Source organism: Kitasatospora sp. NPDC092948 (assembly GCF_044754805.1).
Taxonomy (GTDB): Bacteria; Actinomycetota; Actinomycetes; order Streptomycetales; family Streptomycetaceae; genus Kitasatospora.
This window is the reverse complement of sequence record NZ_JBIVPU010000003.1, coordinates 488,658-509,772: the sequence shown is the minus strand read 5'-3', so window position 1 is coordinate 509,772 and position 21,115 is coordinate 488,658. Positions and strand designations below refer to the sequence as shown.

Genomic DNA, 21,115 nt, shown 5'->3' with positions numbered 1-21,115 from the left:
TCGCGCCCGCCGCATCGAGCCTACGATCCTGCACCCACAGACCCCTCCGGCGCACGTTCCCCGGTCAGGCCGGTCGGGCCGGCGCCGTGCCGTCCCAGCGGGCCGCCCGCAGGTCGACCCGGGGCTCGCCGGCCACCGTGCGCAGCGGGGTGCCCTCGGCGCGGTACTCGGGCAGCGCCCGGTGCTCGTGGCCGGGCAGCGGCCGCCCGTCCGCACGGATCACCCGCCACCAGGGCACCGCGCCGCCGTACAGCGCCATCACCCGGCCGACCTGGCGGGGGCCGCCGCGGCCCAGGTATTCGGCGACGTCGCCGTAGGTCATCACCCGGCCCGGCGGGATCCGTTCGGCCAGGTCGAGCACCGCCTCCGCGTACGGCGGGATCTCGGGCACCTCGTCCGGCTCGGTCATCCGCCGCATTCTTCCTCATCCGGTCGATTTCCAGCACCCCGTGCGAGCGATGCGGCGCGCGGGATACTGCCCCTGGACCGCACCGGGGTTCCGGGCATGGCAGCATCTTCGGGGCAGTGCGACACGCGAGGAATCAAGACCAGATGACCGGGACGGCTGAATTGAACGTGGACAAGGGCTCCGAGGAGTCCGCCACCGACGGTTCCGCCCCGCGGGGCCAGGACGCCCCGCCGGTCGACCTGCGCCACCGGGCGCGGGACGCGCATCACACGGGGGAGGACGCGGTGGCCGCTCAGCTGCCGCCGGACGACGGGTCGGACCGTCCGGACACACCGGACCGTCCGCCGGAGCGACCGGACCAGCACCAGCACGGGCAACCCGGCGGACACCCCGCCGAGGAGGGGGCCGACGCGGAGGAGCCGGCCGGCGACTTCCTGGCCGTCGACGAACCGCTGCTGCCGCCGCGCGCCCACCGGCCCTCGGACCTGCTGCGCTTCCTCGCCGGACTGCTCGGCATCGTCGCCGTGTTCGTGCTCGCCCAGGTGGCGGTCTCCACCACCAGCGGCATCGAGAACGACATCACGGTCAACGCCAAGCGCATCCCCGACCTGCTGTCCACCATCTCCGCGCTGGTCTCCTCGGTGGCCGTGCTGGCGGTGCCGCTGGCGTTCGCGGTGGAGCGGCTGATCAAACGCGACGGCCTGCGGGTCGCCGACGGCGTGCTCGCCTCGGTGCTCGCCTACGGCGTCTCGCTGGGCGTCGACTGGTGGGTGGCGGCCAGCGCCCCCGAGGAGATCCGCAACGCGCTGACCCAGTTCCCGCCGGGCCACGAGGAGACCCTCACCGACCCGGTGCACGGCTACCTCGCCCCGGTGATCGCCTACATGACGGCCGTCGGCATGTCGAGCCGACCACGCTGGCGGGTCGCGCTGTGGATCGTGGTGATCCTCTCCGGCGCGACCGAACTCGTCAACGGCTACACCACCCCGCTGTCGCTGCTGCTCACCGTGCTGATCGGCTGGTCGGTCGCGTACGGCACGCTGTACGCGATCGGCTCGCCGAACATCCGGCCGACCGGGCAGCACCTGATGATCGGCCTGCGCAAGGTCGGCTTCACCCCGTTCGCCGCGCACATCGCCCCCGACGGCCCCGGCGGCACCCGCCGCTACCTGGTCGTCCAACACCAGGGGCCGCTGCTGGACGTGCACATCATCGACCGCGAACAACAGGCCTCCGGCTTCTTCTACCGGGCCTGGCGTCGGCTGCGGCTGCGCTCGGTCGCGGTCCGCCGCAGCCCGCAGTCGCTGCGCCAGGCGCTCGAACAGGAGGCGCTGATCGCCTACGCGGCCGCCGCCTCCGGGGCCCGCGCCCCGCAACTGGTGGCCACCTCCGAGCTCGGCCCGGACGCCGCGGTCCTGGTGTACGAGAACGTGGCCGGCCGCACCCTGGACGAGCTCGACGACGACGAGGTCACCGACGCGGTGATGACCTCGTTCTGGACGTCGGTGGCCACCCTGCACGAACGCCGGATCGCGCACCGCCGCCTCACCGGCGAGTCCCTGCTGGTGGTCGACGACCGCACCGGCTGTCTGATCAACCTGTCCGGCGGCGACATCGCGGCCGGCGACCTGACGCTGCGCATCGACGTCGCCCAGCTGCTCACCACCTTCGCGCTGCGCACCGGCCCGGAACGGGCGGTGGCCGCCGCCACCGAGGCGCTCGGCCCGGCCCGGGTCGCCGAGGCGCTGCCGCTGCTGCAGCCGGTGGGCCTGAGCCGGCAGACCCGCGGCGACCTGCAACGGATGAACAAGGAGCGGAAGGCCGCCGCGAAGGCGCTGGCGCTCAAGCAGGTCGCGGCGGGCGAGCGCACCCAGCAGCAGGCCGAGGAGGACATCGCGCAGGCCAACGAGGACCTGCTGTCCAAGATCCGCGGGCAGATCCTCCAGGTCGCCCCCGAGGCGCCGATGGCCCCGGCCAAGCTGGAGCGGCTCAAGCCGAAGTCGCTGATCATGCTGGTGGCGCTGACCTTCGCCGCCTACCTGGCGCTGACCACGATCCGGCCGGACCAGTTCAAGGTCTCCCAGATGAACTGGGCCTGGGCGGCGGCCGCGCTGGCCGCCGCGGCCGCCTCGTACGTGGCGGCGGCGATGAGCCTGACCGGTTTCGTCCCGGAGAAGCTGCCGTTCGGCCGGACGGTCGCGGCGCAGGTCGCCGGGTCGTTCGTGAAGCTGGTCGCCCCGGCCGCGGTCGGCGGCATCGCGCTGAACACCCGCTACCTGCAGAAGGCCGGGATCCGGCCGGTACAGGCCGCCGCCTCGGTGGGCGCCTCCCAGCTGGCCGGGCTCGGCGGCCACCTGCTGCTGCTGTTCGCCTTCGGCCTGATCACCGGCACCCAGACCAACGGCGACCTGGGCGCGTCCCGGGCGGTGATCATCGGGGTGCTGTCCGCCGCGGTGCTCGCCCTGGTGGTGGCCGCGGTCGCCCCGCTGCGCCGGTTCGTGGTGACCCGGGTCCGCTCGCTGCTCTTCGGCGTGATCCCGCGGATGCTCGACCTGATGCAGACCCCGCGCAAGCTGATCACCGGCTTCGGCGGCATCCTGCTGCTGACGCTGTCCTTCACCGCCTGCCTGGACGCCTCGGTGCACGCGTTCGACGGCGGCGGGCACATCACCTACTCGGCCGTCGCCGTGGTCTTCCTGACCGCGAACGCGGCCGGTTCGGCGATCCCCACCCCCGGCGGCATCGGCCCGGTCGAGATCGCCCTGATCGGCGCCCTGACCGCCGCCGGCGTCCCGCTCACCGCCGCCACCCCGGCGGTCTTCCTGTACCGCCTGCTGACCTTCTGGCTCCCCGTCCTGCCGGGCTGGGTCGCCTACAACATCCTCCAGCGCAAGAGCGCGCTCTAGGCCCTCTCTTCCGGGTACGCGGCGACCACCTGGGCGAGCATCTCCGCCCAGGGTGTCGGCGTCAGGCCGAAGGTCTCGCGGGTGGCGGTGTCGTCGAGCACGAACGGGCGCTCGAACTGGTAGGCGGTCTCCCGGGCGGCGCGGATCGCCGGGTCGGCCAGGCCGAGCAGGGCGAGCACCGGGCGCGGGATGCCGGTGACCCTCGGGGCGGGCCGCCCGGCGGCCTCGCACAGCTCGGCGATCACCTGCCGCTGGCTGCGCGGCGGGTTGCTCGGCACGTGCCAGGCCCGGCCCCAGGCGCGTTCGTCGGCGCCGACGGCGGCCAGCAGGCGGGCGACGTCCTGCGGGGCCGTCCAGCTGTGCGGCGCGGCGGGGTCGCCGAGGACCTGCACGGTGCGGCCGGCCAGGGCGCGGGAGAACACCCGGTCGTCCAGCATGCCGGCGGCGTTCGGCGCCAGGTAGTCGGAGCCGCGCACCTCGGTGGCCCGGACCCGCCCCGCGGCGTGCGCGGCGAGCGCGTCGCGCCACATCGCGGCCCGCACCTCGCCCTTGGCGGAGACCGGCCGCAGCGGCGTGTCGGGGCTCATCGGCCCGTCCACCGCGCCGTAGCCGTACAGGTTGGAGACGGTGGCCAGCACCGCGCCGCTGCGTTCGGCGGCGGCGAGCAGCGAGGCGGCCAGCGGCGGCCACACCTCGGGCCAGCGGTGGTACGGAGGGTTGGCGCAGTTGTAGAGCACCGCGGCGCCCTCGGCGGCCTCGGCGAGGGCCTGCGGGTCCGACGCGTCCAGCCGCAGGCGCGGCACGCCCTCCAGCGGGGCGGCGGCGGAGGCGGTGCGGGTGACCACCACGACCTCCTCGCCGCGGTCGGCGAGCAGCAGGGCGGTGGCCGAGCCGACCGGCCCGGCCCCGACCACCAGGTGCCTTCCCATGGGGCCCCCTCGTCTCTCGAACGTGCGCGCCCGTACGACGCAGGTGTGCTGTTCCGCGCCCATGGTCACGCAAAACCGCCCGACCGGGGGAATTCCCCTGGTCGGGCGGTTCATTGAGCTTCCGTCAGCAGACGGTCAGTAGACGGGCTTCTCCGGCTCGATCTGGTTGACCCAGCCGATCACGCCGCCGCCCAGGTGCACCGCGTCCGCGAAGCCCGCGGCCTTCAGCACGGCCAGCACCTCGGCCGAGCGGACACCGGTCTTGCAGTGCAGCACGATCCGCTTGTCCTGCGGCAGGTCCTGCAGGGCGTTGCCCATCAGGAACTCGTTCTTCGGGATCAGCCGGGCGCCCGGGATGTTGACGATCTCGTACTCGTTGATCTCGCGGACATCGATGATGTCGATGTCCTCGCCGTTGTCGATCCACTCCTTGAGCTGCTTGGAGGTGATCGTGGAGCCGACGGCGGCGGCCGAGGCCTCCTCCGAGACGACACCGCAGAACGACTCGTAGTCGATCAGCTCGGTGACGGTCGGGTTCTCGCCGCACAGCGCGCAGTTCGGGTCCTTGCGGACCTTCACCGAGCGGTACTGCATCTCCAGGGCGTCGTAGATCATCAGTCGGCCGACCAGCGGCTCGCCGATGCCGGCCAGCAGCTTGATCGCCTCGTTGACCTGGATCGAGCCGATCGAGGCGCACAGCACGCCGAGCACGCCGCCCTCGGCGCAGGACGGGACCATGCCCGGCGGCGGGGCCTCCGGGTACAGGCAGCGGTAGCACGGGCCGTGCTCGGCCCAGAACACGCTGGCCTGGCCGTCGAAGCGGTAGATGGAGCCCCACACGTACGGCTTGCCGAGCAGCACCGCGGCGTCGTTCACCAGGTACCGGGTGGCGAAGTTGTCGGTGCCGTCGACGATCAGGTCGTAGCCGGAGAAGATCTCCATCACGTTGTCGTTGTCGAGGCGCTCCTCGTGCAGCACCACGTTCACCAGCGGGTTGATCTCCTTGACGGAGTCCCGCGCGGACTCGGCCTTGGAGCGGCCGATGTCGGACTGGCCGTGGATGATCTGGCGCTGCAGGTTCGACTCGTCGACGGTGTCGAACTCGACGATGCCGAGCGTGCCGACACCGGCAGCGGCCATGTACATCAGGGCCGGCGAGCCGAGGCCGCCGGCGCCGACACAGAGCACCTTGGCGTTCTTGAGCCGCTTCTGCCCGTCCATGCCCACATCGGGGATGATCAGGTGGCGGGAGTACCGGCGGACCTCTTCGACGGTGAGCTCGGCGGCCGGCTCGACCAGGGGTGGCAGCGACACGGGGACTCCGATGGTCGTCAGTTTCTCGTTCGACTACGCCAACAGTGTCACGTGCCGGGGGTATTCCAAGACAGCAGGTCCACTTGGTGAGATGCGCCACGCCGGATGGCGAGACCTCACCCGCTGTGCCGAAGCCCCTGGTCAGGCCGGGCTCCACCGGATCACACCCGGCAGGCGGTCTCCAGCCAGACGTCCCCGAGCGACTCCTCCAGCGGCACCTGTGTCCGCCATCCGAGACGGTCACGGGCGGTCCGGACGTCCGCCTGCCGCCACTGCACCGGCTCGGCGGCGGCCCGCGGCTCGACCGCCCGGGTGCCCTCCGCGACCGACTGCTGGGCGGGCAGCACCACCTGGCGGGCGTCCTCGCTGATCGTCCCCTCGAAGCCGGACGCCCGGACCAGCAGGTGCGCCGCCTCCCGGGCCCGCACCGCGTGGCCGCTGCCGATGTTGATCACGCCGGTGGCCGCGGACACCGCCGCCGCCTGGATCGCCCGCGCCACGTCCCGGACGTCCACGAAGTCCCGGTAGCCGGACAGGTCCGGCATCCGCACCTGGGCCTCGTCCTGCTCCAGCGCCCGCCGCAGGCCCTCCGCCAGCCGCCCGAACAGCGAGGCCGTCGGCGAGCCCGGGCCGACCACGTCGAACACCCGCAGCACCAGCGCGTCCAGCCCCGAACTCAGCACCAGCTCGGTGCCCGCCAGCTTCGACACCCCGTACGGCCCGACCGGACGCGGCTCCGCGCTCTCCGGGATCGGCCCGCCCGGCTGGCCCGGCCCGTACTCCGCGGCCGACCCGACGTGCACCAGCCGGGCCGGCTCCCGGCTGCGCCGGATCGCCTCGCAGACCGTCGCCACCGCCAGCGTGTTCGCCCGGATCAGCGCCCGCGACGTCCCATAGGTGGCCCCCGCGCAGTTGATCACCACCTGCGGGGCGACCGCGTCCAGGAACCGGGCCAGCGCGCCCGGACTGCCCGTGGCCAGATCGAACCTGATGTCGGCGGAATCGCCCCGGCCCAGCACGGTCACCTGGAGCCCCTCCTCCGCCAGCAGCCGGTCGGCGACCCGCCGGCCGATGAACCCGTCGGCTCCCAGCAACAGCACCCTCATCGGGCCAAAGTCCTTCCATCAGGCCCGGCACCGGCCGGGCAACGAGTTCCGATCGACACATCCGAGTAGGCGCCGGCCCTGGTGCTCAGCGGCCAGGCGTACCCGACCAGCAGGACGGCCGGGCCGAGCGCGGCGGCCGTCAGCGGGCCCGGCGGCGGCACGCCGAGCCAGTGCGCCGGGCCGGGCAGCGACAGCAGCGCCGCACCGGCCGCGGCGGTCAGCACCGCGAGCGCGGCGGTGCCGGGACGCCCCGCGCCGCGCAGCACGCCGGCCGGCAGCGGCAGCACGCCGAGCACCAGCAGCGCGGCCCACCCGGCGCCGTCGCCGCCCCCGACGACCACCCGGCCGAGCACGGCGAGCACCGCCAGCTGTGCCAGCACGGCCAGCGGCAGCGCGAGTCGCAGCCGGGCGCGGAACTCGCCCAGCGTGGCGACCGCCGTCCGCCGCCGCCCGAACCGGCACAGCCGGGCCGCGCCCCACCCGGCGCTCACCGCGCCGAGCGCCACCACCAGCGCCGCACCGGGGGCGGCCGCGCAGACCAGTGCGAACAGCAGCCCGCTGCCGGCCCCCTCGCCGAGCGCGGCCCACCGGCCGGGCCACCACCGGGACGGCCCGTGCCCGGCCGGCGGCGGACCGCCCAGCAGCCCGTCGTCCGGCTGCCGCCCGACGACCGCCACCGGCGGCGGGCCCGGCGCGGCGGCGGCCAGCGCGTGCGCGCCCGCCCCCGCCAGCACGGCCAGCGCCCCGCCGGCCGTCCCGCCGAGGGCGGCGGCCGGCAGCAGCGGCAGCAGTTGGACGAGCGGGCCGAACAGCGCGACGGCGGGCGACCGCCGCGCGGCGGCAGCGGCGGGCGGCGGCGGTTCGGGGTCGGGCGGGCGGCGCGGCACCCGGGCGAACAGCTCCTCGGCGAGGCCGAAGACGTCGGCGTGCCGGTAGCGGGCGGCGCCGTCGGCGGCCAGGCCGGAGTCCTCCAGGGCGGCGGCGATCTCCAGCGGGTCGACGGCGTGCTCGCACAGCTCGCGGTGGGCGTCGAGGAGCTCACGGACCGGGTCGGCGGGCGGCGGCTGGCTCACACCGCCTCCGCGAGCTCGGGGGCGGCGGCCGTCACCCAGTACTCGGCGGGGCGGGCGAACGGCCGGGCGGGGGCGCCGGGCCGGGCCGGGAACGCCGGGTAGCGGGAGACCAGTTCGAGGTAGATCTCGCGGAACGCGCCCACCACGGGCTCGACGCCGAAGCGTTCCTGCGCCCGCAGCCGACCGGCCAGTCCCAGCCGGGAGCGGCGGTCGCGGTCGCGCAGCAGCGCCAGGCAGGCCCCGGCGAGGGCGCGCGGGCTGCGCGGCGGCACCAGCAGCCCGGCCGGGCCGAGCACCTCGCGGGCCACCCCGACCTCGGTGGCGACCACGGCGCGCCCGCTGAGCATGGCGTCGGCGAGCAGCCGGGGGCTGCGCTGGGCGAGCGCGCTGAACACCACGGCGCTGCCGGCCGCCCAGGCCGCGGCCAGGCTCTCCGGGCGGCCGGCGAACTCGACGGCCCCGGCGATGCCGAGCCGCTCGGCGATCGCCCCGCAGTGCGCGCGGTAGCCGGGCGCGCCCTCCTCGCCGTACATGGCGAGCCGGGCGTCCGGCAGTTCGGCGCGGACCTGCGCGAAGGCGTGCAGCATCAGTTCGGGGTCGCGGCCGGGTTCCAGCGCGCCGGCCCAGACCAGGGTGGGCGCCACGGGTTCGGCCCCGGCGGCGGCCCGCCCGGTGGCGGGGGTGCCCTCGTGGACGATCCGGGTGCGGGCCGGGTCGCCGCCGCACCGCTGCTGCCACTGCCGGTCGTAGGCGCTGCCGGGGGTGAGCACGGCGGCCTGCCGGTAGGTCTCCTCGGTGAGCTGCCGGAAGAACGACAGCAGCAGGGCGCGCACCGGCCAGCGGTAGGGGGCGGAGCGGTAGCCGCGGTACTGCTCGCGCAGGTGCAGGCCGTGCTCGGTGACCACGAACGGGACGCCGTGCAGTTCGCGGGCGACCAGCGCGGGCAGCGCGGCCGGCCCGCCGCCGACCACGTGGCACAGGTCGGCGCCGCCGAGCCCGGCCGGGCCGGTGCCGTACCAGGGCGCGGACAGCGGCCGCAGGCACTGCTCCAGCAGGTCGGCCGCGACCAGCACGTCGCAGACCAGCGGCTTCCCGGCGGCGGTGTCGGCGCCGGGCAGCCGCCAGACCTGCTCCAGCACGCGGTGCGCGTGCCCGGAGGCGAGGAACGCGGGCAGTGCGTCGTCCTCCCGCCCGAGTGCGGCCAGCCGGTACAGCGCGGGCCCGAACCCGGCCCGCTCGCCGGGCATCACCAGGGCGCGCACCAGCTCCTCGTACGCCCGGGCGTACCCGCGGCGGCGCAGGGCGGTGGGCCCGCGCCCGGCCGGACGGCGGCCCCACATCGGCAGTTCGTGGACGCCGTGCAGGCCGCGCACCCCGGTGGGCGGGGCGGGCCGGTCGGCGGGGAGCAGCCGGTAGAGCCGGAACTCGTGCTCGGGCAGGCCGTCGACCAGGCGGCCGCACCAGCCTCCTTCACCACGCTGTGCGATGGTGTGGCTGCCCTCGGTGAGCAGAGCTATGCGCACGACGCCTCCTGAGCAAGAGCGTTTCGACGGGGTTCCGGCCCTACGACACAGGGAGTGCGTCCGTGCTCGACGGCCGTCCGGCCGGTGTCCGCTCCCCCGCGTCCGCCGCCTTCGCCGTCTCGCCCCCCACACCTGTTCGGTCCGACAACACGACGGTAGAGCGCCGGGCCGGAGCCCCTGGAGGCCCGGCCCGGCTTGCCACCTGATCGAGTGAACGGCCGTGACCTCGTGCGTCTCCGTCGCGTTCTCGGCGCTCGCGCCCGGTGCGTCAGCGTGCGGCGTCGGCCTCCGCGAGCAGTTCGCGCACCGCACGGGCCACCGGCTCGGGGTGCTCCAGCATCGCCACGTGGCCGGACTCGGGGAGCACCAGCAGCCGGGCGTCCCGGAACGCGGCGCAGGCCCGCCGGGCGGAGCGGTAGGAGACCAGCTTGTCCTTCAGGCCGTAGACCAGCAGCACCGGCACCTCGATCTGCCGGGCCTGCCGCCACAGCGACTGCTCGCCGCGCTCGGTGTAGGCGCTGACGATGCCGCGGGCGGACCCGGCCATCGCCTGGAGCGCGTACGGCAGCGCGGTGCGGCGCCGGTACTCGGCGACGGCGCGGGCCCGGCGGTGCGCGGGGATGCCGTCGGGGTCGGCGTAGACCAGCCGCAGCAGTTCGGCGGTGGCGTTCTCCGGGGAGCTGCCGGCGTTGCGGCGGCGGAGCAGCTCGGCCACGCCGGGGACGGCCAGCAGCCCGGTGGGCCAGGCGGTGCGCTGCGGGGGCAGCTCGGGCAGCGCCGGGGAGATCAGGGTGAGGCTGCGCACCAGGTCGGGCCGGAGCGCGGCGAGCCGGACCGACACCGCGCCGCCGAGCGAGTTGCCGAACAGGTGGACCGGTCCGCGGCCGGTCTCCTCCAGATAGCCGATGACGGCCCGGACGTGGCCGGAGACGGTCAGGTTGCCGTCCAGCGGCGGCGCGGACCAGCCGAACCCGGGCAGATCGACCGCTTCGCCGTCGACGTCGTCGGAGAGCTGGTCGAGCAGCTCCAGCCAGTTGTCGCCGGAGCCGCCGAGCCCGTGCACGAACAGGGCCGGCGGCAGTCCTTCGCGGGGTTCGCAGTGGCGGCTGACGGCCACGGCCGCGCCGGGCACCTCGACGGTGCGGTACGGCTCCAGGGCGGCGAGAGGGTGCTGGGCGGCGCTCATGGAGCACGATGGTAGTGAGGACGGCCCGCCACCGGTGCGATTCGGCCCGTCCGGACCCGGTCCCGGGTCGGTCTCGACCTGTGGACACCCCTGGTCCGGGCCGTATTGTGGGCTCCCGACAAGGGCGGTGGTGCGCTTTACTCGGCTTCATCCGCGCACGCGCGGGTTACCGAAAAGTAGAATCAACACCTTGCCAGCCATCGCAGACCGTGAAGTGAGGAGCGCCGTGACGGCCATCCAGGAGGCGCAGGAGCGTCCGCGCGGTGCCCGCCTGCCGCGAAGCGCCCGCCGTGAACAACTGCTCGGAGCCGCTCAGGAGGTGTTCGTCGCCCAGGGCTACCACGCGGCCGCCATGGACGACATCGCCGAACGGGCCGGCGTCAGCAAGCCGGTGCTGTACCAGCACTTCCCGGGGAAGCTGGAGCTCTACCTCGCACTGCTGGACAAGCACTGCGACGCCCTGGTGGACGGCACCCGGGCGGCACTCGAGGCGACCAACGACAACAAGCAGCGGGTCGCCGCGACCATGGAGGCGTACTTCCACTACGTCTCCAGCAAGTCCGGCGCGTTCCGCCTGGTCTTCGAGTCGGACCTGACCAACGAGCCGGCCGTGCGCGACCGGGTCGAGCGGGCCACCGACCTGAGCGCCACCCTGGTCTCCAAGGTGATCGCCGAGGACACCGACCTGCCGGAGGCGGAGGCCAAGCTGCTCGCGGTCGGCGTCTGCGGCATGGCCCAGATCACCGCCCGGTACTGGCTGTCGCAGGAGTCCGAGGTCCCACGCGACGAGGCGGTCCGGCTGGTCGCCAGCCTGGCCTGGCGCGGCCTGAAGGGCTTCCCGATGCACCCGGTCCAGGAGGGCTCCGGCGCCGCCGGCGAGTGACCGCCGATTCGGCCCTGAGCGGACCGACCCGGGACCTTCGCCTCCCAGCCGCTCCGCTGCCTTAAGGTGAAGCCCGTACGGCGCGCCGCCCGCGAAATGGCGGTTCGAGCGCGCGCGGCCAGCTACCGGAGGGACGGAAGCCGTGGAGGTCAAGATCGGCGTGCAGAACGCGAACCGGGAGATCGTCCTGGAGAGCGCGCAATCTGCCGAAGAGGTCGCGGACGCGGTCGCCAAGGCCCTGGACGGCAGCGCCAAGCTGCTCACCCTGTCCGACGAGCACGGCCGCAAGGTGATCATTCCGGCGGACCGCCTGGCCTACGTCGAGATCGGCGAGCCGTCCGTCCGCAAGGTCGGCTTCGGCACGCTCTGACAGCGCGTCACCGGCGCCCCGTTCCCCCACCCGGGGGGACGGGGCGCCGTGCTGTGCGTACCGGCCGGTCCGAACGGGTAGGCGGTGGGTGCCGCAGCGCCGTACAGCCCCGGGAGGCAGCCGTGTGGGAGACGACCGTGTTCGTCGTGATCGGCCTCGCCGTCGGGTTCGGCGCCGTGCTGGCCCGGCCCGGGCTGTTCCCCGGGCCGCGCGCCCTGCCGGTCGGCACCGCCCTGGTGTCCGCCGTGCTGGCCGGCCGGCTCACCCACTACGTGCTGGACGGTCACGCCCCGGCGGTGCAGCTGGCGATGTCCGTCGTGGTGGCGGCGCTGCTGGTCTCGGTGCCGGCCCGGCCGGACCTCGCACCCCGCCGTCGCGGGCGCCACCGCCACGCCTGACGGCGGATCAGGACGCCAGGCCGAGCGCAGCCATCCGCTTGGTGTGGGTCTCGGTGATCCGGTTGAACATCTTGCCGACCTCGACCAGGTCGAAGCCGCGCACGTGCGCACCGCCGACCAGCAGGTTGGACAGCGCGTCGCGCTCGGCGACCACCCGCTGCGCCTGGCTGAGCGCCTCGCCCATCAGCCGCCGTCCCCACAGCGCGAGCCGGCCGCCGACCCGCGGGTCCTCCTCGATCGCCTGCCGCACCCGCTCCACCGCGAACTCGGCGTGCCCGGTGTCGGCCATCACCCGCAGCACCAGGTCCCGGGTGTCGTCGTCCAGCCGGACCGCCACCTCGCGGTAGAAGTCGGTCGCGATGGCGTCGCCGACGTACGCCTTGACCAGGCCCTCCAGCCAGTCGGACGGGGCGGTCATCCGGTGGAAGGCCTCCAGCGGCTCGACGAACGGCTCCATCACCGCGACCGGGTCGGCGCCCACCTCGGCCAGCCGGTCGTGCAGCAGCTGGTAGTGCTGGAACTCGGCGGAGGCCATCCGGGCCAGCGCGGCCTTCTCCGCGATGCCGGGCGCGAACTTGGCGTCCTCGGCCAGCCGCTCGAAGGCGCTCAGCTCGCCGTACGCGAGCGCGCCCAGCAGGTCGAGCACCGCCGCACGGTACTGCGGGTCGGCGGCCCGGGCCGTCCAGGGCCCGATCGAGTCGGTGATCCCGTCACCGGGTTCCTGAGTCTCCATGGCACCTGACCTTAGTGGTCCCGGCGGCCGCGACGACCGCCCGCAGCCGTCCCGCCACCCCGGCGCGGCCGGTCGGAGTATTCGCCGTCACGTGTTCGAGTCGTCGCTTGACTGTATGGTAGGTAACGAGGCCAGGTGTGAACCCGCGCGGCCCGTCCGTTCATCGGCAGGCCGCGCAGTCGTGCCCGGCGGCGTTTCCGCCGCCCGGGACACCGCATCCGGCGCTCACGTACGCGGATGCCCGGTCGGAGAGCCGATCGGCTCCGACCTGGCCCGAGCCTCGGGCCCAGGCACCGCATCAGGCCGAGCGAGGGCCGCCGCGGACCGCGCCACGACGCGCCGGGCCGCACGACCCCGTCAACCGGGACGCCCTCCCCCGCGCCGCCCGCCCGACGCGCCCCTCACCGGGCAGCGCGGGCACGGCAGGACGCGCTCGAACTCGGCCCTCCACATGGAAGAGGCAGCACCCTGTCCACCACCGGCGAACCCACCAAGACGACGTTCCGAGAACTCGGCATCCTTTCGGAGACCGCCGAGGCCCTGGAGGCCGTCGGCATCGTCCACCCCTTCCCGATCCAGGAAATGACCCTGCCGGTCGCGCTGACCGGCCACGACGTCATCGGCCAGGCCAAGACCGGCACCGGAAAGACCCTGGGCTTCGGCCTCCCGCTGATCGAGCGCGTCGTGGTCAAGGCCGACGTCGCCGCCGGCCGGGCCACCGCCGAGCAGCTCACCGAGAGCCCGCAGGCGCTCATCGTGGTGCCCACCCGCGAGCTGTGCACCCAGGTCACCAACGACCTGCAGACCGCCGGCAAGGTCCGCAACGTCCGCGTCCTCGCGGTGTACGGCGGACGCGCCTACGAACCGCAGGTCGAGGCCCTGAAGAAGGGCGTCGACATCGTCGTCGGCACCCCCGGCCGCCTGCTCGACCTGGCCGGCCAGCGCAAGCTCGACCTGTCGCAGGTCCGCGCGCTGGTGCTGGACGAGGCCGACGAGATGCTCGACCTCGGCTTCCTGCCCGACGTCGAGAAGATCATCACCATGCTGCCGGCCAAGCGGCAGACCCTGCTCTTCTCCGCCACCATGCCCGGCCAGGTCATCTCGCTGGCCCGCCGGTACATGAGCCAGCCCACCCACATCCGGGCCGCCGCGCCGGACGACACCGGCACCACCGTCGCCAACATCGAGCAGCACATCTTCCGTGCCCACTCGCTCGACAAGGTCGAGATGGTCTCCCGGATCCTGCAGGCCGACGGCCGCGGCCTGGCGATGATCTTCTGCCGCACCAAGCGCACCGCCGCCGACGTCGCCGACCAGCTCACCAAGCGCGGCTTCGCGGCCGGCGCGGTCCACGGCGACCTCGGCCAGGGCGCCCGCGAGCAGGCGCTGCGCGCCTTCCGCAACGGCAAGGTCGACGTCCTGGTCTGCACCGACGTCGCCGCCCGCGGCATCGACGTCGAGGGCGTCACGCACGTCATCAACTACCAGTGCACCGACGACGAGAAGACCTACCTGCACCGGATCGGCCGCACCGGCCGGGCCGGCGCCTCCGGCACCGCCGTCACCCTGGTCGACTGGGACGACATCCCGCGCTGGCAGCTCATCAACAAGGCGCTGGACCTGCCGTTCAACGACCCGGAGGAGACCTACTCCACCTCCCCGCACCTGTACGAGCTGCTCCGCATCGCCCCCGGCACCAAGGGCATCCTGCCCCGCTCCGAGCGCACCCGGGCCGGCCTGGCCGCCGAAGAGGTCGAGGACCTCGGCGAGACCGGCGGCCGTGGCCAGCGCCCCGGCCGCAGTGGCGGACGCGGCGGACGGGGCGCCGCCGCCCCCGAGACCCCGGCTCCGGCCGAGCGTCCGGCCCGCCGCAACCGCGAGCGTCGCCGCACCCGCGGCGGCAGCTCCGTCGCCACCGGCACCGCGACGCCGGCGCTGCCGACCACCGAGCAGCCCGCCGCCGCTCCGGCCGCACCCGGCGAGGGCCGCAGCTCGCGCCGCCGTAACCGCAACCGCCGCAACGCGGCTGCCGCCGCCCCGGCCGTGGTCGAGACCTCCGTGGTCGAGACCGCTCCGGCGCCCGTGATCGACACCGCCCCGGCGGTCGTGGAGCCGGTCGCCGACGAGGCCCCGGCCGCCCGTACCCCGCGCAAGCGCACCCGCAAGGCTGCCGCGCCGGTCGTCGAGGTCGCCGTCGAGACCGTCCCCGCCGAGCCGGTCGCCGACGAGGCCCCCGCCGCCCGCACCCCGCGCAAGCGCACCCGCAAGGCCGCCGCCCCGGCGGTCGAGACGGTCGCCGAGATCGTCGTCGAGACGGCCGCCCCGGCGGTCGTGGAGCCGGTCACCGAGGCCCCGCGCAAGCGCACCCGCAAGGCCGCCGCCGCGCCGGCCGTCGAGGTCGCCGTGGAGGCCGTGGAGACCGCCGAGGCTCCGGCGCCGCGCAAGCGGACCGCCAAGAAGGCTGCTGCGGCTATCGAGGTCGTCGCCGAGGAAGCCGCTCCGGCTCCCCGCAAGCGCGCCACCAAGAAGGCCGCGGCTGCCGAGGTCGTCGCCGACGAGGCCGCTCCCGCGCCGCGCAAGCGGGCGACGAAGAAGGCCGCTGCCGCCGAGGTCGTCGCCGAGGAAGCCGCTCCGGCTCCCCGTAAGCGCGCCACGAAGAAGGCCGTCGCCGCCGTCGTCGAGACCCCGGCGGAGGAGATCCCGGCTCCGCGCAAGCGCGCCACGAAGAAGGCCGCCGCGGCTGCCGAGGTCGTCGCCGACGAGGCCGCTCCCGCGCCGCGCAAGCGGGCGACGAAGAAGGCCGCTGCCGCCGAGGTCGTCGCCGAGGAAGCCGCTCCGGCTCCCCGCAAGCGCGCCACCAAGAAGGCCGCCGCCGCCGAGGTCGTCGCCGACGAGGCCGCCCCCGCTCCCCGCAAGCGCGCCACCAAGAAGGCCGCCGCCGAGGAGATCCCGGCCCCGCGCCGGACCCGCAAGACCGTGGAGCAGTAACCGCACCACCCACCCGACGGGGAGGGCCCGACCACCACCAGGTCGCGCCCTCCCCGTCGGCGTTCCCGCCTGCTCCGCGCCGCCGGCCCGGGTGCACAGGCGGTCGTCCGTCCGGTCGCTCGGCGTTTCCCCTGCCCTGCCGCCGGCGGGCGGCGGTGTCTGCGTAGGGTGGCCACGGGTTGTCGGGTGATCTGGTCGGAGGGCACGGAGACATGAGTACGCCGCCGTTCTTGAAGCTGCCGGGGTGTGCGCGGGCAGTACGGCTTGGTGGGTTGGCGGCGTTGCGGGGGGAGCCGTCGGGTCCGGTGCGGGGGACGGCCCTCCTGGTGCCGGGGTTCGGCGGGAGCAAGGAGGACTTCATCGCGCTGCTGGAGCCGCTGGCCGAGGCCGGGTTCCGGACGGTCGCGGTGGATCAGCGCGGCCAGTACGAGTCGGGCGGCCCGGACGACCCGGAGGCGTACACGGTGCAGGCGTTGGGGGCGGACGTCCGGGCGCTCTCCGCGGAGCTGAGGGCCGAGGGCGGGCCGCTGCACCTGTTGGGGCACTCGTTCGGCGGTCAGGTGGTGCGGGAGGCGATCCTGTCCGCGCCCGACGAGCTGCTGTGGGAGACGTTGACCCTGATGTCGACGGGGCCGGCCACGATCGATTCGGCGGAGGCGGCGCGGACGAGGCTGCTGCTGGACGCGCTGGAGTCGATGGACCTGGAGTCGATCTGGCAGGTGAAGCAGCAGATGGAGGGCGAGCGGGTGCCGCCGCTGGACCCGGAGATCGCGGAGTTCCTGCACCGCCGCTGGCTGGCGAACCGTCCGGACGCCATGAAGGCGGCGGCCGCGCACCTGGTCTCGGCGCCGGACCGGGTGGACGAGCTGGCGGCGGTCCGGCTGCCGAAGCTGGTGCTGTCCGGCGAGCAGGACTACGCGTGGCCGGTCGAGGAGCAGTCACGGATGGCGGACCGGCTGTCCGCCTACCGGCTCACGGTGCGCGGCGCGAAGCACTCCCCGAACGCGGAACGCCCGATCGAGACGGCGTCGGAGCTGGCCGCGTTCTGGTCCTGAGGACCTGCCCCCTCGACGGCTTCGGCCCCGTCGAGGGCCCGGCACTGCGGCCGCCCGCCCGGCAGCGCGCGCGGCGGACGGCCGCCCCGGCCTCGCGTGCGCGCAGCGTCGCGGGCGCCGCGCGTGGCGTCCGAGTTCCAGGGACTGCCGTGACTTCCCGGCATCCCGCCCGGCTGTGACGCCAACCACACCCGCCGCGCCGCCGATCCCGCCCGTCCGACCGGCGGCCCGTCCGCGACCTGCGGCGGGTGCACCGTTTTTCCGGCGAACCCCGGCCACCGGCACGCCCCCTGACCGTCCATCAGAAGACGGCTCCCGTTTTCGCGCGACAAGGATCGTTAGCTCGGGTAATATTTGACTCAGTCCGGAATCAGAACCACACGACGGCCGCACCCTCCTCCGGCCGTCGAAGTGACGGATGCGCCCGCGGGCAACCGCCGGGCAGCAGCGTCGCGGCATCGTGAGTCGTCGGGGCATCGTCGCCGCGCGCCGAAGTGCCGCAAGGTAAGTGCCGCTGAAGAAGTCCTGCTTGAGAGTGGGGGGAGCGACAGGTGACTGCACCTGCCGGACGTCCGACCCAGCCAGTGCCGGCGGGCCATCGCGCGATGGCCTACCGCCGGCCGAGTCCGCCTCGGAGCCCGAGGACGGGAAGGGAGAGGCCCATGCGTTTCGAGATCCTCCGTCTGGATCACGCGGGAGCGGAGACCGACCGACTGATCGCCGATGCGGCGACCGTCTCCGAGTACCTGAAGACCGCCGCGCAAACCGGCGAACGTCTGTACATCCGGCCGTGCAAGGCCGTGTGACCGGACGCGGACGAGCCGCCGAGCCGTCCGACGTTCCGATACCCGGCTGACGCCCCGTCACCGCAGGAGACCCCTGAGGCGACGGGGCGTCAGTGTGTTCGGGGGCGGCGACCTGCGGGGGTTTGGCGGTGCGTGGCCCGGGACATCACCCTGCCGGACCCGGGCCGTTGCCGGGGGCGGCTCGCGACGGACTCCTTACGGGTGATCGTCCTTGACGCAGCAGTCCGGAGGGAGGACCGTTGTCGGTTATGAGGGGCGAGCCAAGCTGTCCGCGGTGTGCCGGTCGGGTCCGCGCCCCCGGTCTCTTCTCCGACACCTGGCAGTGCGACCGGCACGGAGCGGTGCACCCGATGCAGCCGGTGCTGCCCCCCAGTGTCGAGGCCCTGAACGTCGCCGTGAACCGCTCGCAGGTCCCCGTCTGGATGCCCTGGCCGCTGCCGGTCGGCTGGCTGTTCACCGGCATCGCGCACGCGGGTGACGACCTGTCGGGCGCCCGCGCCACCGCCGTCGCCTGCTCGGGGCCGGCCCCGCTCGGCGGGTTCGGCGAACTGGTGCTGGTGGCCGAGGAGCTCGGCATCGGCCTGGGCGCCCGCTACGCCGGGCTGGACGGGCCGGACCCGGGCGAGTCGGTGGGGCTGTACAAGCCCGCGGACGCCAAGCTGATGGCGGCCGGCCGACCGACCCCGATGTTCCATGTCCCGGGTGCCCCGGACGACCGCGCGGTGTACGTCGGCGAGGCGCGCGGGCTGTGGCTGTGGGCGATCGCCTGGCCCGAGCAGTCCGCGCTGCTGATGCACGACGAGCTGGTGCTGACGGACCTGCGCGACGCGGGCGCCGAACTGGGCCTGCTGCCCTGCGGAGCGCTCTCCCCCCGCCTGCTCGGCTGACCGCTCCCCCGCCCCGCAGAGCGCTGTTCGGGCCGCTGCCGCCGCCCCCCGGCCGCTCCCTATCCTGGGCGGCATGCGTATCGATCTGCACGCCCACAGCAATGCCTCGGACGGCACAGACTCCCCGGCCGAACTGGTCGCCAACGCGGTGGCCGCGGGCCTGGACGTGGTGGCGCTGACCGACCACGACACGGTGGCCGGGCACCCCGGGGCGGCGGCCGCGCTCGCCGGGACGGGGCTGACCCTGGTGCCGGGCGCCGAACTCTCCTGCCAGGTGGGCGGGATCAGCATGCACCTGCTGGCGTACCTCTTCGACCCGGCGGAGCCGGCGTTCGCGGCGGAGCGGGAGCTGGTGCGCACCGACCGGTTCCGCCGCGCGCGGGCGATCGTGGAGCGCTGCCGGGAGCTGGGCGCGCCGATCAGCTGGGAGCAGGTGCAGCGGATCGCCGGGGACGGCTCGGTGGGCCGTCCGCACATCGCGTCCGCGCTGGTGGAGGCCGGCGTGGTGGCGAGCGTCTCGGACGCGTTCACGCCCGAGTGGCTCGCCAACGAGGGGAGGGCGGACGTTCGCAAGCACGAGACCGACCCGGCGCTCGCGGTGCGGCTCGTGCGGGAGGCGGGGGGCGTACCGGTTTTCGCTCACCCCGGAGCGGTCAAGCGCGGCCGGACGGTGTCGGACCAGGTGATCGCCGATCTTGCGGCGGCCGGGCTGGCCGGGCTGGAGGTCGACCACATCGACCACGACGAACCGACCCGGTCCCGACTGCGCGGCCTGGCACGGGAGTTGGGACTGCTGGTGACGGGCTCCAGCGACTACCACGGCAGCCGCAAGACCGTCCGGCTGGGTGAGTGCACCACCGACCCGGCGGTGTACGAAGCACTGGTGGCACAGGCGACCGGAGCCAAGCCCATCACCGCGTGAAAACCCCCGGCGCGTCCCATCGCACCCGAACGACCCGAGCGCCCACAATCCCGCCATGAACGACGCCATCGACGGCAAGGTCTTCGGCTCACTGTTCGTCACACTTTTCGTGATCATGGATCCCCCCGGCATCATGCCGATCTTCCTGGCGCTCACCTCCGGGCGGACGCACAAGGCACAGCGCCGGATGGCCTGGCAGGCCACCGTCGTTGCGCTCGGGGTGATCACCTGCTTCGGACTCTTCGGGCACCAGATCCTCGGCTACCTGCACGTGTCGATCCCGGCACTCCAGGTCTCCGGCGGGGTCCTGCTGCTGCTGATCGCTCTCGACCTGCTGACCGGCCGGATCGAGGAGCCCACCCAGACCAAGGACGTCAACGTCGCCCTGGTCCCCCTGGGCACCCCGCTGCTGGCCGGGCCGGGAGCGATCGTCGCGGTCATCCTGGCCGTGCAGCAGGCCAGGACCGCGACGCAGCACCTGGCCCTCTGGTCCGCCATCGCGGTCATGCACCTGCTGCTCTGGCTGACCATGCGGTTCTCACTGTCGATCATCCGGGTGATCAAGGACGGCGGCGTGGTCCTGATCACCCGGCTGTCCGGCCTGCTGCTGTCGGCGATCGCCGCACAGCTGGTGGCCAACGGGGTGTTCGGCTTCATCGAGGCCCATCCGAAATAGCGGGCCGACCGGAAGTCAGTCCAGGGATACGCCTCGGCGGTTCGGGTCGCGCAGGTCGGTGCCGTGCTTCAGCCACCGCTCCTCCAGCGCGCCCGCACCCTGGACCCGCTTGAACGCGGCCTCGTTGGGCGTCATCGGAAGCAACGGCAGGAAGCGCACCGGCTCGGCGGGGGCCGGGAGTTCGAGGTCCTCGACCAGGCCGCCGGGCTCGGCGGCCAGCACCGAGGTGAACGGGGCGCCGGTCCACAGCGGGGAGCCCAGGTCGAGCGAACCGCCGGGGGCCACCACCAGGCCCTCCACCTGGGGGCTGGCGGCGAACACCACCAGCGCCCGGTGCACCTCGTCCTGGCCGCCGCGCACGGTCAGCACCAGCTCGGCGCGCGGTCCGCGCACCGGGTCGGCGACCGGCGCGGCCGGGTCGGCCATCGGCGCGGCGGACATGCCGAGCGTCGCGTAGCGGACCAGGCCGTCGGCGTCCGGGCCGAAGCGCAGCACCTCGATCCGGTCCGCGCCGACGAAGGTGATCGCGGCGCGGCCGGAGGGTTCGCCGAAGGTACTGATCAGCCGGGCCTCCACGGCGGCCAGGACGGCCTGCCGGGTCGGGCCGGCGGCGTGGCCTGCGTCGGGGTCGGAGAAGTCGCCGAAGAGCGGGAAGTCGTGCGCCATGCCGCGACCTTAGCGCGCGCGGCGGCCGGAAGCTTTGGCCCGACCTTTACCCGGGCTACGCCGAACTGCGGGTCTCCGCACGGGAAAGAGCTGTTAATGTGAGCGGTCGGCCTTGTGAATACGAACCATGGCCGCGACGGCCCCCGCGCGGGCCCCGGCGTGGAGGAGGTGGTCACGGTGGACAGCAGTCGACCATGCAGTACCGGCAGCTCTCTCCGGCCCACCCTGGCCCGCCGCCTGCACGGCTGACCTGGGCTCGCACGCAGCGTGGCGTCCGGCCGGGAG

General features: G+C 74.4%; 19 protein-coding genes. 10 read left to right on the top strand and 9 right to left on the bottom strand.

Translation table 11 applies throughout. The features are described 5' to 3' along the window. Positions 1–64 precede the first annotated feature (64 nt). Positions 65–418 (bottom strand): MGMT family protein, encoded by a 354-nt coding sequence (locus ACIQF6_RS11850; RefSeq protein WP_400893278.1) that lies wholly within the window; start codon positions 416–418, stop codon positions 65–67. A 134-nt stretch (positions 419–552) separates the two neighbouring features. Here ACIQF6_RS11850 and ACIQF6_RS11845 point away from each other — a divergent pair, with 134 nt between their 5' ends. After that, entirely contained in the window at positions 553–3,315 is a 2,763-nt protein-coding gene (locus ACIQF6_RS11845; RefSeq protein ID WP_400893275.1) for a lysylphosphatidylglycerol synthase domain-containing protein, read from the top strand. Here the strand turns inward: ACIQF6_RS11845 and ACIQF6_RS11840 are convergent. The 6 genes from ACIQF6_RS11840 to ACIQF6_RS11815 all read right to left on the bottom strand — a co-directional run bounded on the left by ACIQF6_RS11840 (position 3,312) and on the right by ACIQF6_RS11815 (position 10,446). Beyond that, positions 3,312–4,244: an NAD-dependent epimerase/dehydratase family protein gene (locus ACIQF6_RS11840; RefSeq protein WP_400893272.1), complete on the bottom strand. Its 933-nt coding sequence runs from the start codon at positions 4,242–4,244 to the stop codon at positions 3,312–3,314. The genes ACIQF6_RS11845 and ACIQF6_RS11840 overlap by 4 nt on opposite strands. 135 nt (positions 4,245–4,379) lie before the next feature. Beyond that, positions 4,380–5,558 carry an adenylyltransferase/sulfurtransferase MoeZ gene (moeZ, locus tag ACIQF6_RS11835; RefSeq protein WP_400893269.1) on the bottom strand — a complete coding sequence of 393 codons (1,179 nt, stop codon included), beginning with the start codon at positions 5,556–5,558 and terminating at the stop codon, positions 4,380–4,382. A gap of 161 nt (positions 5,559–5,719) precedes the next feature. Continuing rightward, positions 5,720–6,664, bottom strand: coding sequence for an NAD-dependent epimerase/dehydratase family protein (locus ACIQF6_RS11830; RefSeq protein WP_400893266.1), 945 nt, complete (start codon positions 6,662–6,664; stop codon positions 5,720–5,722). Next, positions 6,661–7,737: a hypothetical protein gene (locus ACIQF6_RS11825; RefSeq protein WP_400893263.1), complete on the bottom strand. Its 1,077-nt coding sequence runs from the start codon at positions 7,735–7,737 to the stop codon at positions 6,661–6,663. The genes ACIQF6_RS11830 and ACIQF6_RS11825 overlap by 4 nt, the downstream gene beginning before the upstream one ends. Continuing rightward, on the bottom strand, positions 7,734–9,260 hold the full coding sequence (locus ACIQF6_RS11820; RefSeq protein WP_400893260.1) for a DUF3492 domain-containing protein: 1,527 nt from the start codon (positions 9,258–9,260) through the stop codon (positions 7,734–7,736). Before ACIQF6_RS11820 ends, ACIQF6_RS11825 begins: the two co-directional genes overlap by 4 nt. A 268-nt stretch (positions 9,261–9,528) precedes the next feature. Further along, complete coding sequence (locus ACIQF6_RS11815; protein WP_400893258.1) at positions 9,529–10,446, bottom strand: alpha/beta fold hydrolase; 918 nt, start codon at positions 10,444–10,446, stop codon at positions 9,529–9,531. Between the two features lie 226 nt (positions 10,447–10,672). Between ACIQF6_RS11815 and ACIQF6_RS11810 the strand changes: the two genes are divergently transcribed. The 3 genes from ACIQF6_RS11810 to ACIQF6_RS11800 all read left to right on the top strand — a co-directional run bounded on the left by ACIQF6_RS11810 (position 10,673) and on the right by ACIQF6_RS11800 (position 12,097). Next, a complete protein-coding gene (locus tag ACIQF6_RS11810) occupies positions 10,673–11,329 on the top strand; it encodes a TetR/AcrR family transcriptional regulator (RefSeq protein ID WP_400893255.1) in 657 nt (218 codons plus the stop codon). Positions 11,330–11,471: 142 nt separating this feature from the next. After that, complete coding sequence (locus ACIQF6_RS11805) at positions 11,472–11,699, top strand: DUF3107 domain-containing protein (protein WP_400893253.1); 228 nt, start codon at positions 11,472–11,474, stop codon at positions 11,697–11,699. A 122-nt stretch (positions 11,700–11,821) separates the two neighbouring features. After that, positions 11,822–12,097, top strand: a complete 276-nt coding sequence (locus tag ACIQF6_RS11800) for a hypothetical protein (protein WP_400893251.1) — start codon at positions 11,822–11,824, stop codon at positions 12,095–12,097. Positions 12,098–12,104: 7 nt separating this feature from the next. Here the strand turns inward: ACIQF6_RS11800 and ACIQF6_RS11795 are convergent, their stop codons facing one another. Next, a complete protein-coding gene (locus ACIQF6_RS11795; protein WP_400893249.1) occupies positions 12,105–12,830 on the bottom strand; it encodes a ferritin-like fold-containing protein in 726 nt (241 codons plus the stop codon). Positions 12,831–13,412: 582 nt separating this feature from the next. On the opposite strand from ACIQF6_RS11795, the gene ACIQF6_RS11790 reads away from it, so the two are divergent. The 6 genes from ACIQF6_RS11790 to ACIQF6_RS11765 all read left to right on the top strand — a co-directional run bounded on the left by ACIQF6_RS11790 (position 13,413) and on the right by ACIQF6_RS11765 (position 20,164). After that, a complete protein-coding gene (locus ACIQF6_RS11790) occupies positions 13,413–15,818 on the top strand; it encodes a DEAD/DEAH box helicase (RefSeq protein ID WP_400893246.1) in 2,406 nt (801 codons plus the stop codon). Between the two features lie 212 nt (positions 15,819–16,030). Beyond that, the gene (locus ACIQF6_RS11785; protein WP_400893243.1) at positions 16,031–16,873 is read left to right on the top strand and encodes an alpha/beta fold hydrolase; all 843 of its coding nucleotides are present in this window, start codon (positions 16,031–16,033) and stop codon (positions 16,871–16,873) included. A gap of 662 nt (positions 16,874–17,535) precedes the next feature. Beyond that, positions 17,536–17,679 (top strand): hypothetical protein, encoded by a 144-nt coding sequence (locus ACIQF6_RS11780; RefSeq protein WP_167349416.1) that lies wholly within the window; start codon positions 17,536–17,538, stop codon positions 17,677–17,679. Positions 17,680–17,927: 248 nt separating this feature from the next. Next, complete coding sequence (locus ACIQF6_RS11775; protein ID WP_400893240.1) at positions 17,928–18,566, top strand: DUF6758 family protein; 639 nt, start codon at positions 17,928–17,930, stop codon at positions 18,564–18,566. 73 nt (positions 18,567–18,639) lie between these two features. After that, the gene (locus tag ACIQF6_RS11770) at positions 18,640–19,488 is read left to right on the top strand and encodes a PHP domain-containing protein (protein ID WP_400893237.1); all 849 of its coding nucleotides are present in this window, start codon (positions 18,640–18,642) and stop codon (positions 19,486–19,488) included. A 55-nt stretch (positions 19,489–19,543) separates the two neighbouring features. Continuing rightward, on the top strand, positions 19,544–20,164 hold the full coding sequence (locus ACIQF6_RS11765) for a MarC family protein (protein ID WP_400893233.1): 621 nt from the start codon (positions 19,544–19,546) through the stop codon (positions 20,162–20,164). 15 nt (positions 20,165–20,179) lie between these two features. Here the strand turns inward: ACIQF6_RS11765 and ACIQF6_RS11760 are convergent, their stop codons facing one another. After that, entirely contained in the window at positions 20,180–20,830 is a 651-nt protein-coding gene (locus tag ACIQF6_RS11760; protein ID WP_400893231.1) for a suppressor of fused domain protein, read from the bottom strand. Positions 20,831–21,115 lie beyond the last annotated feature (285 nt).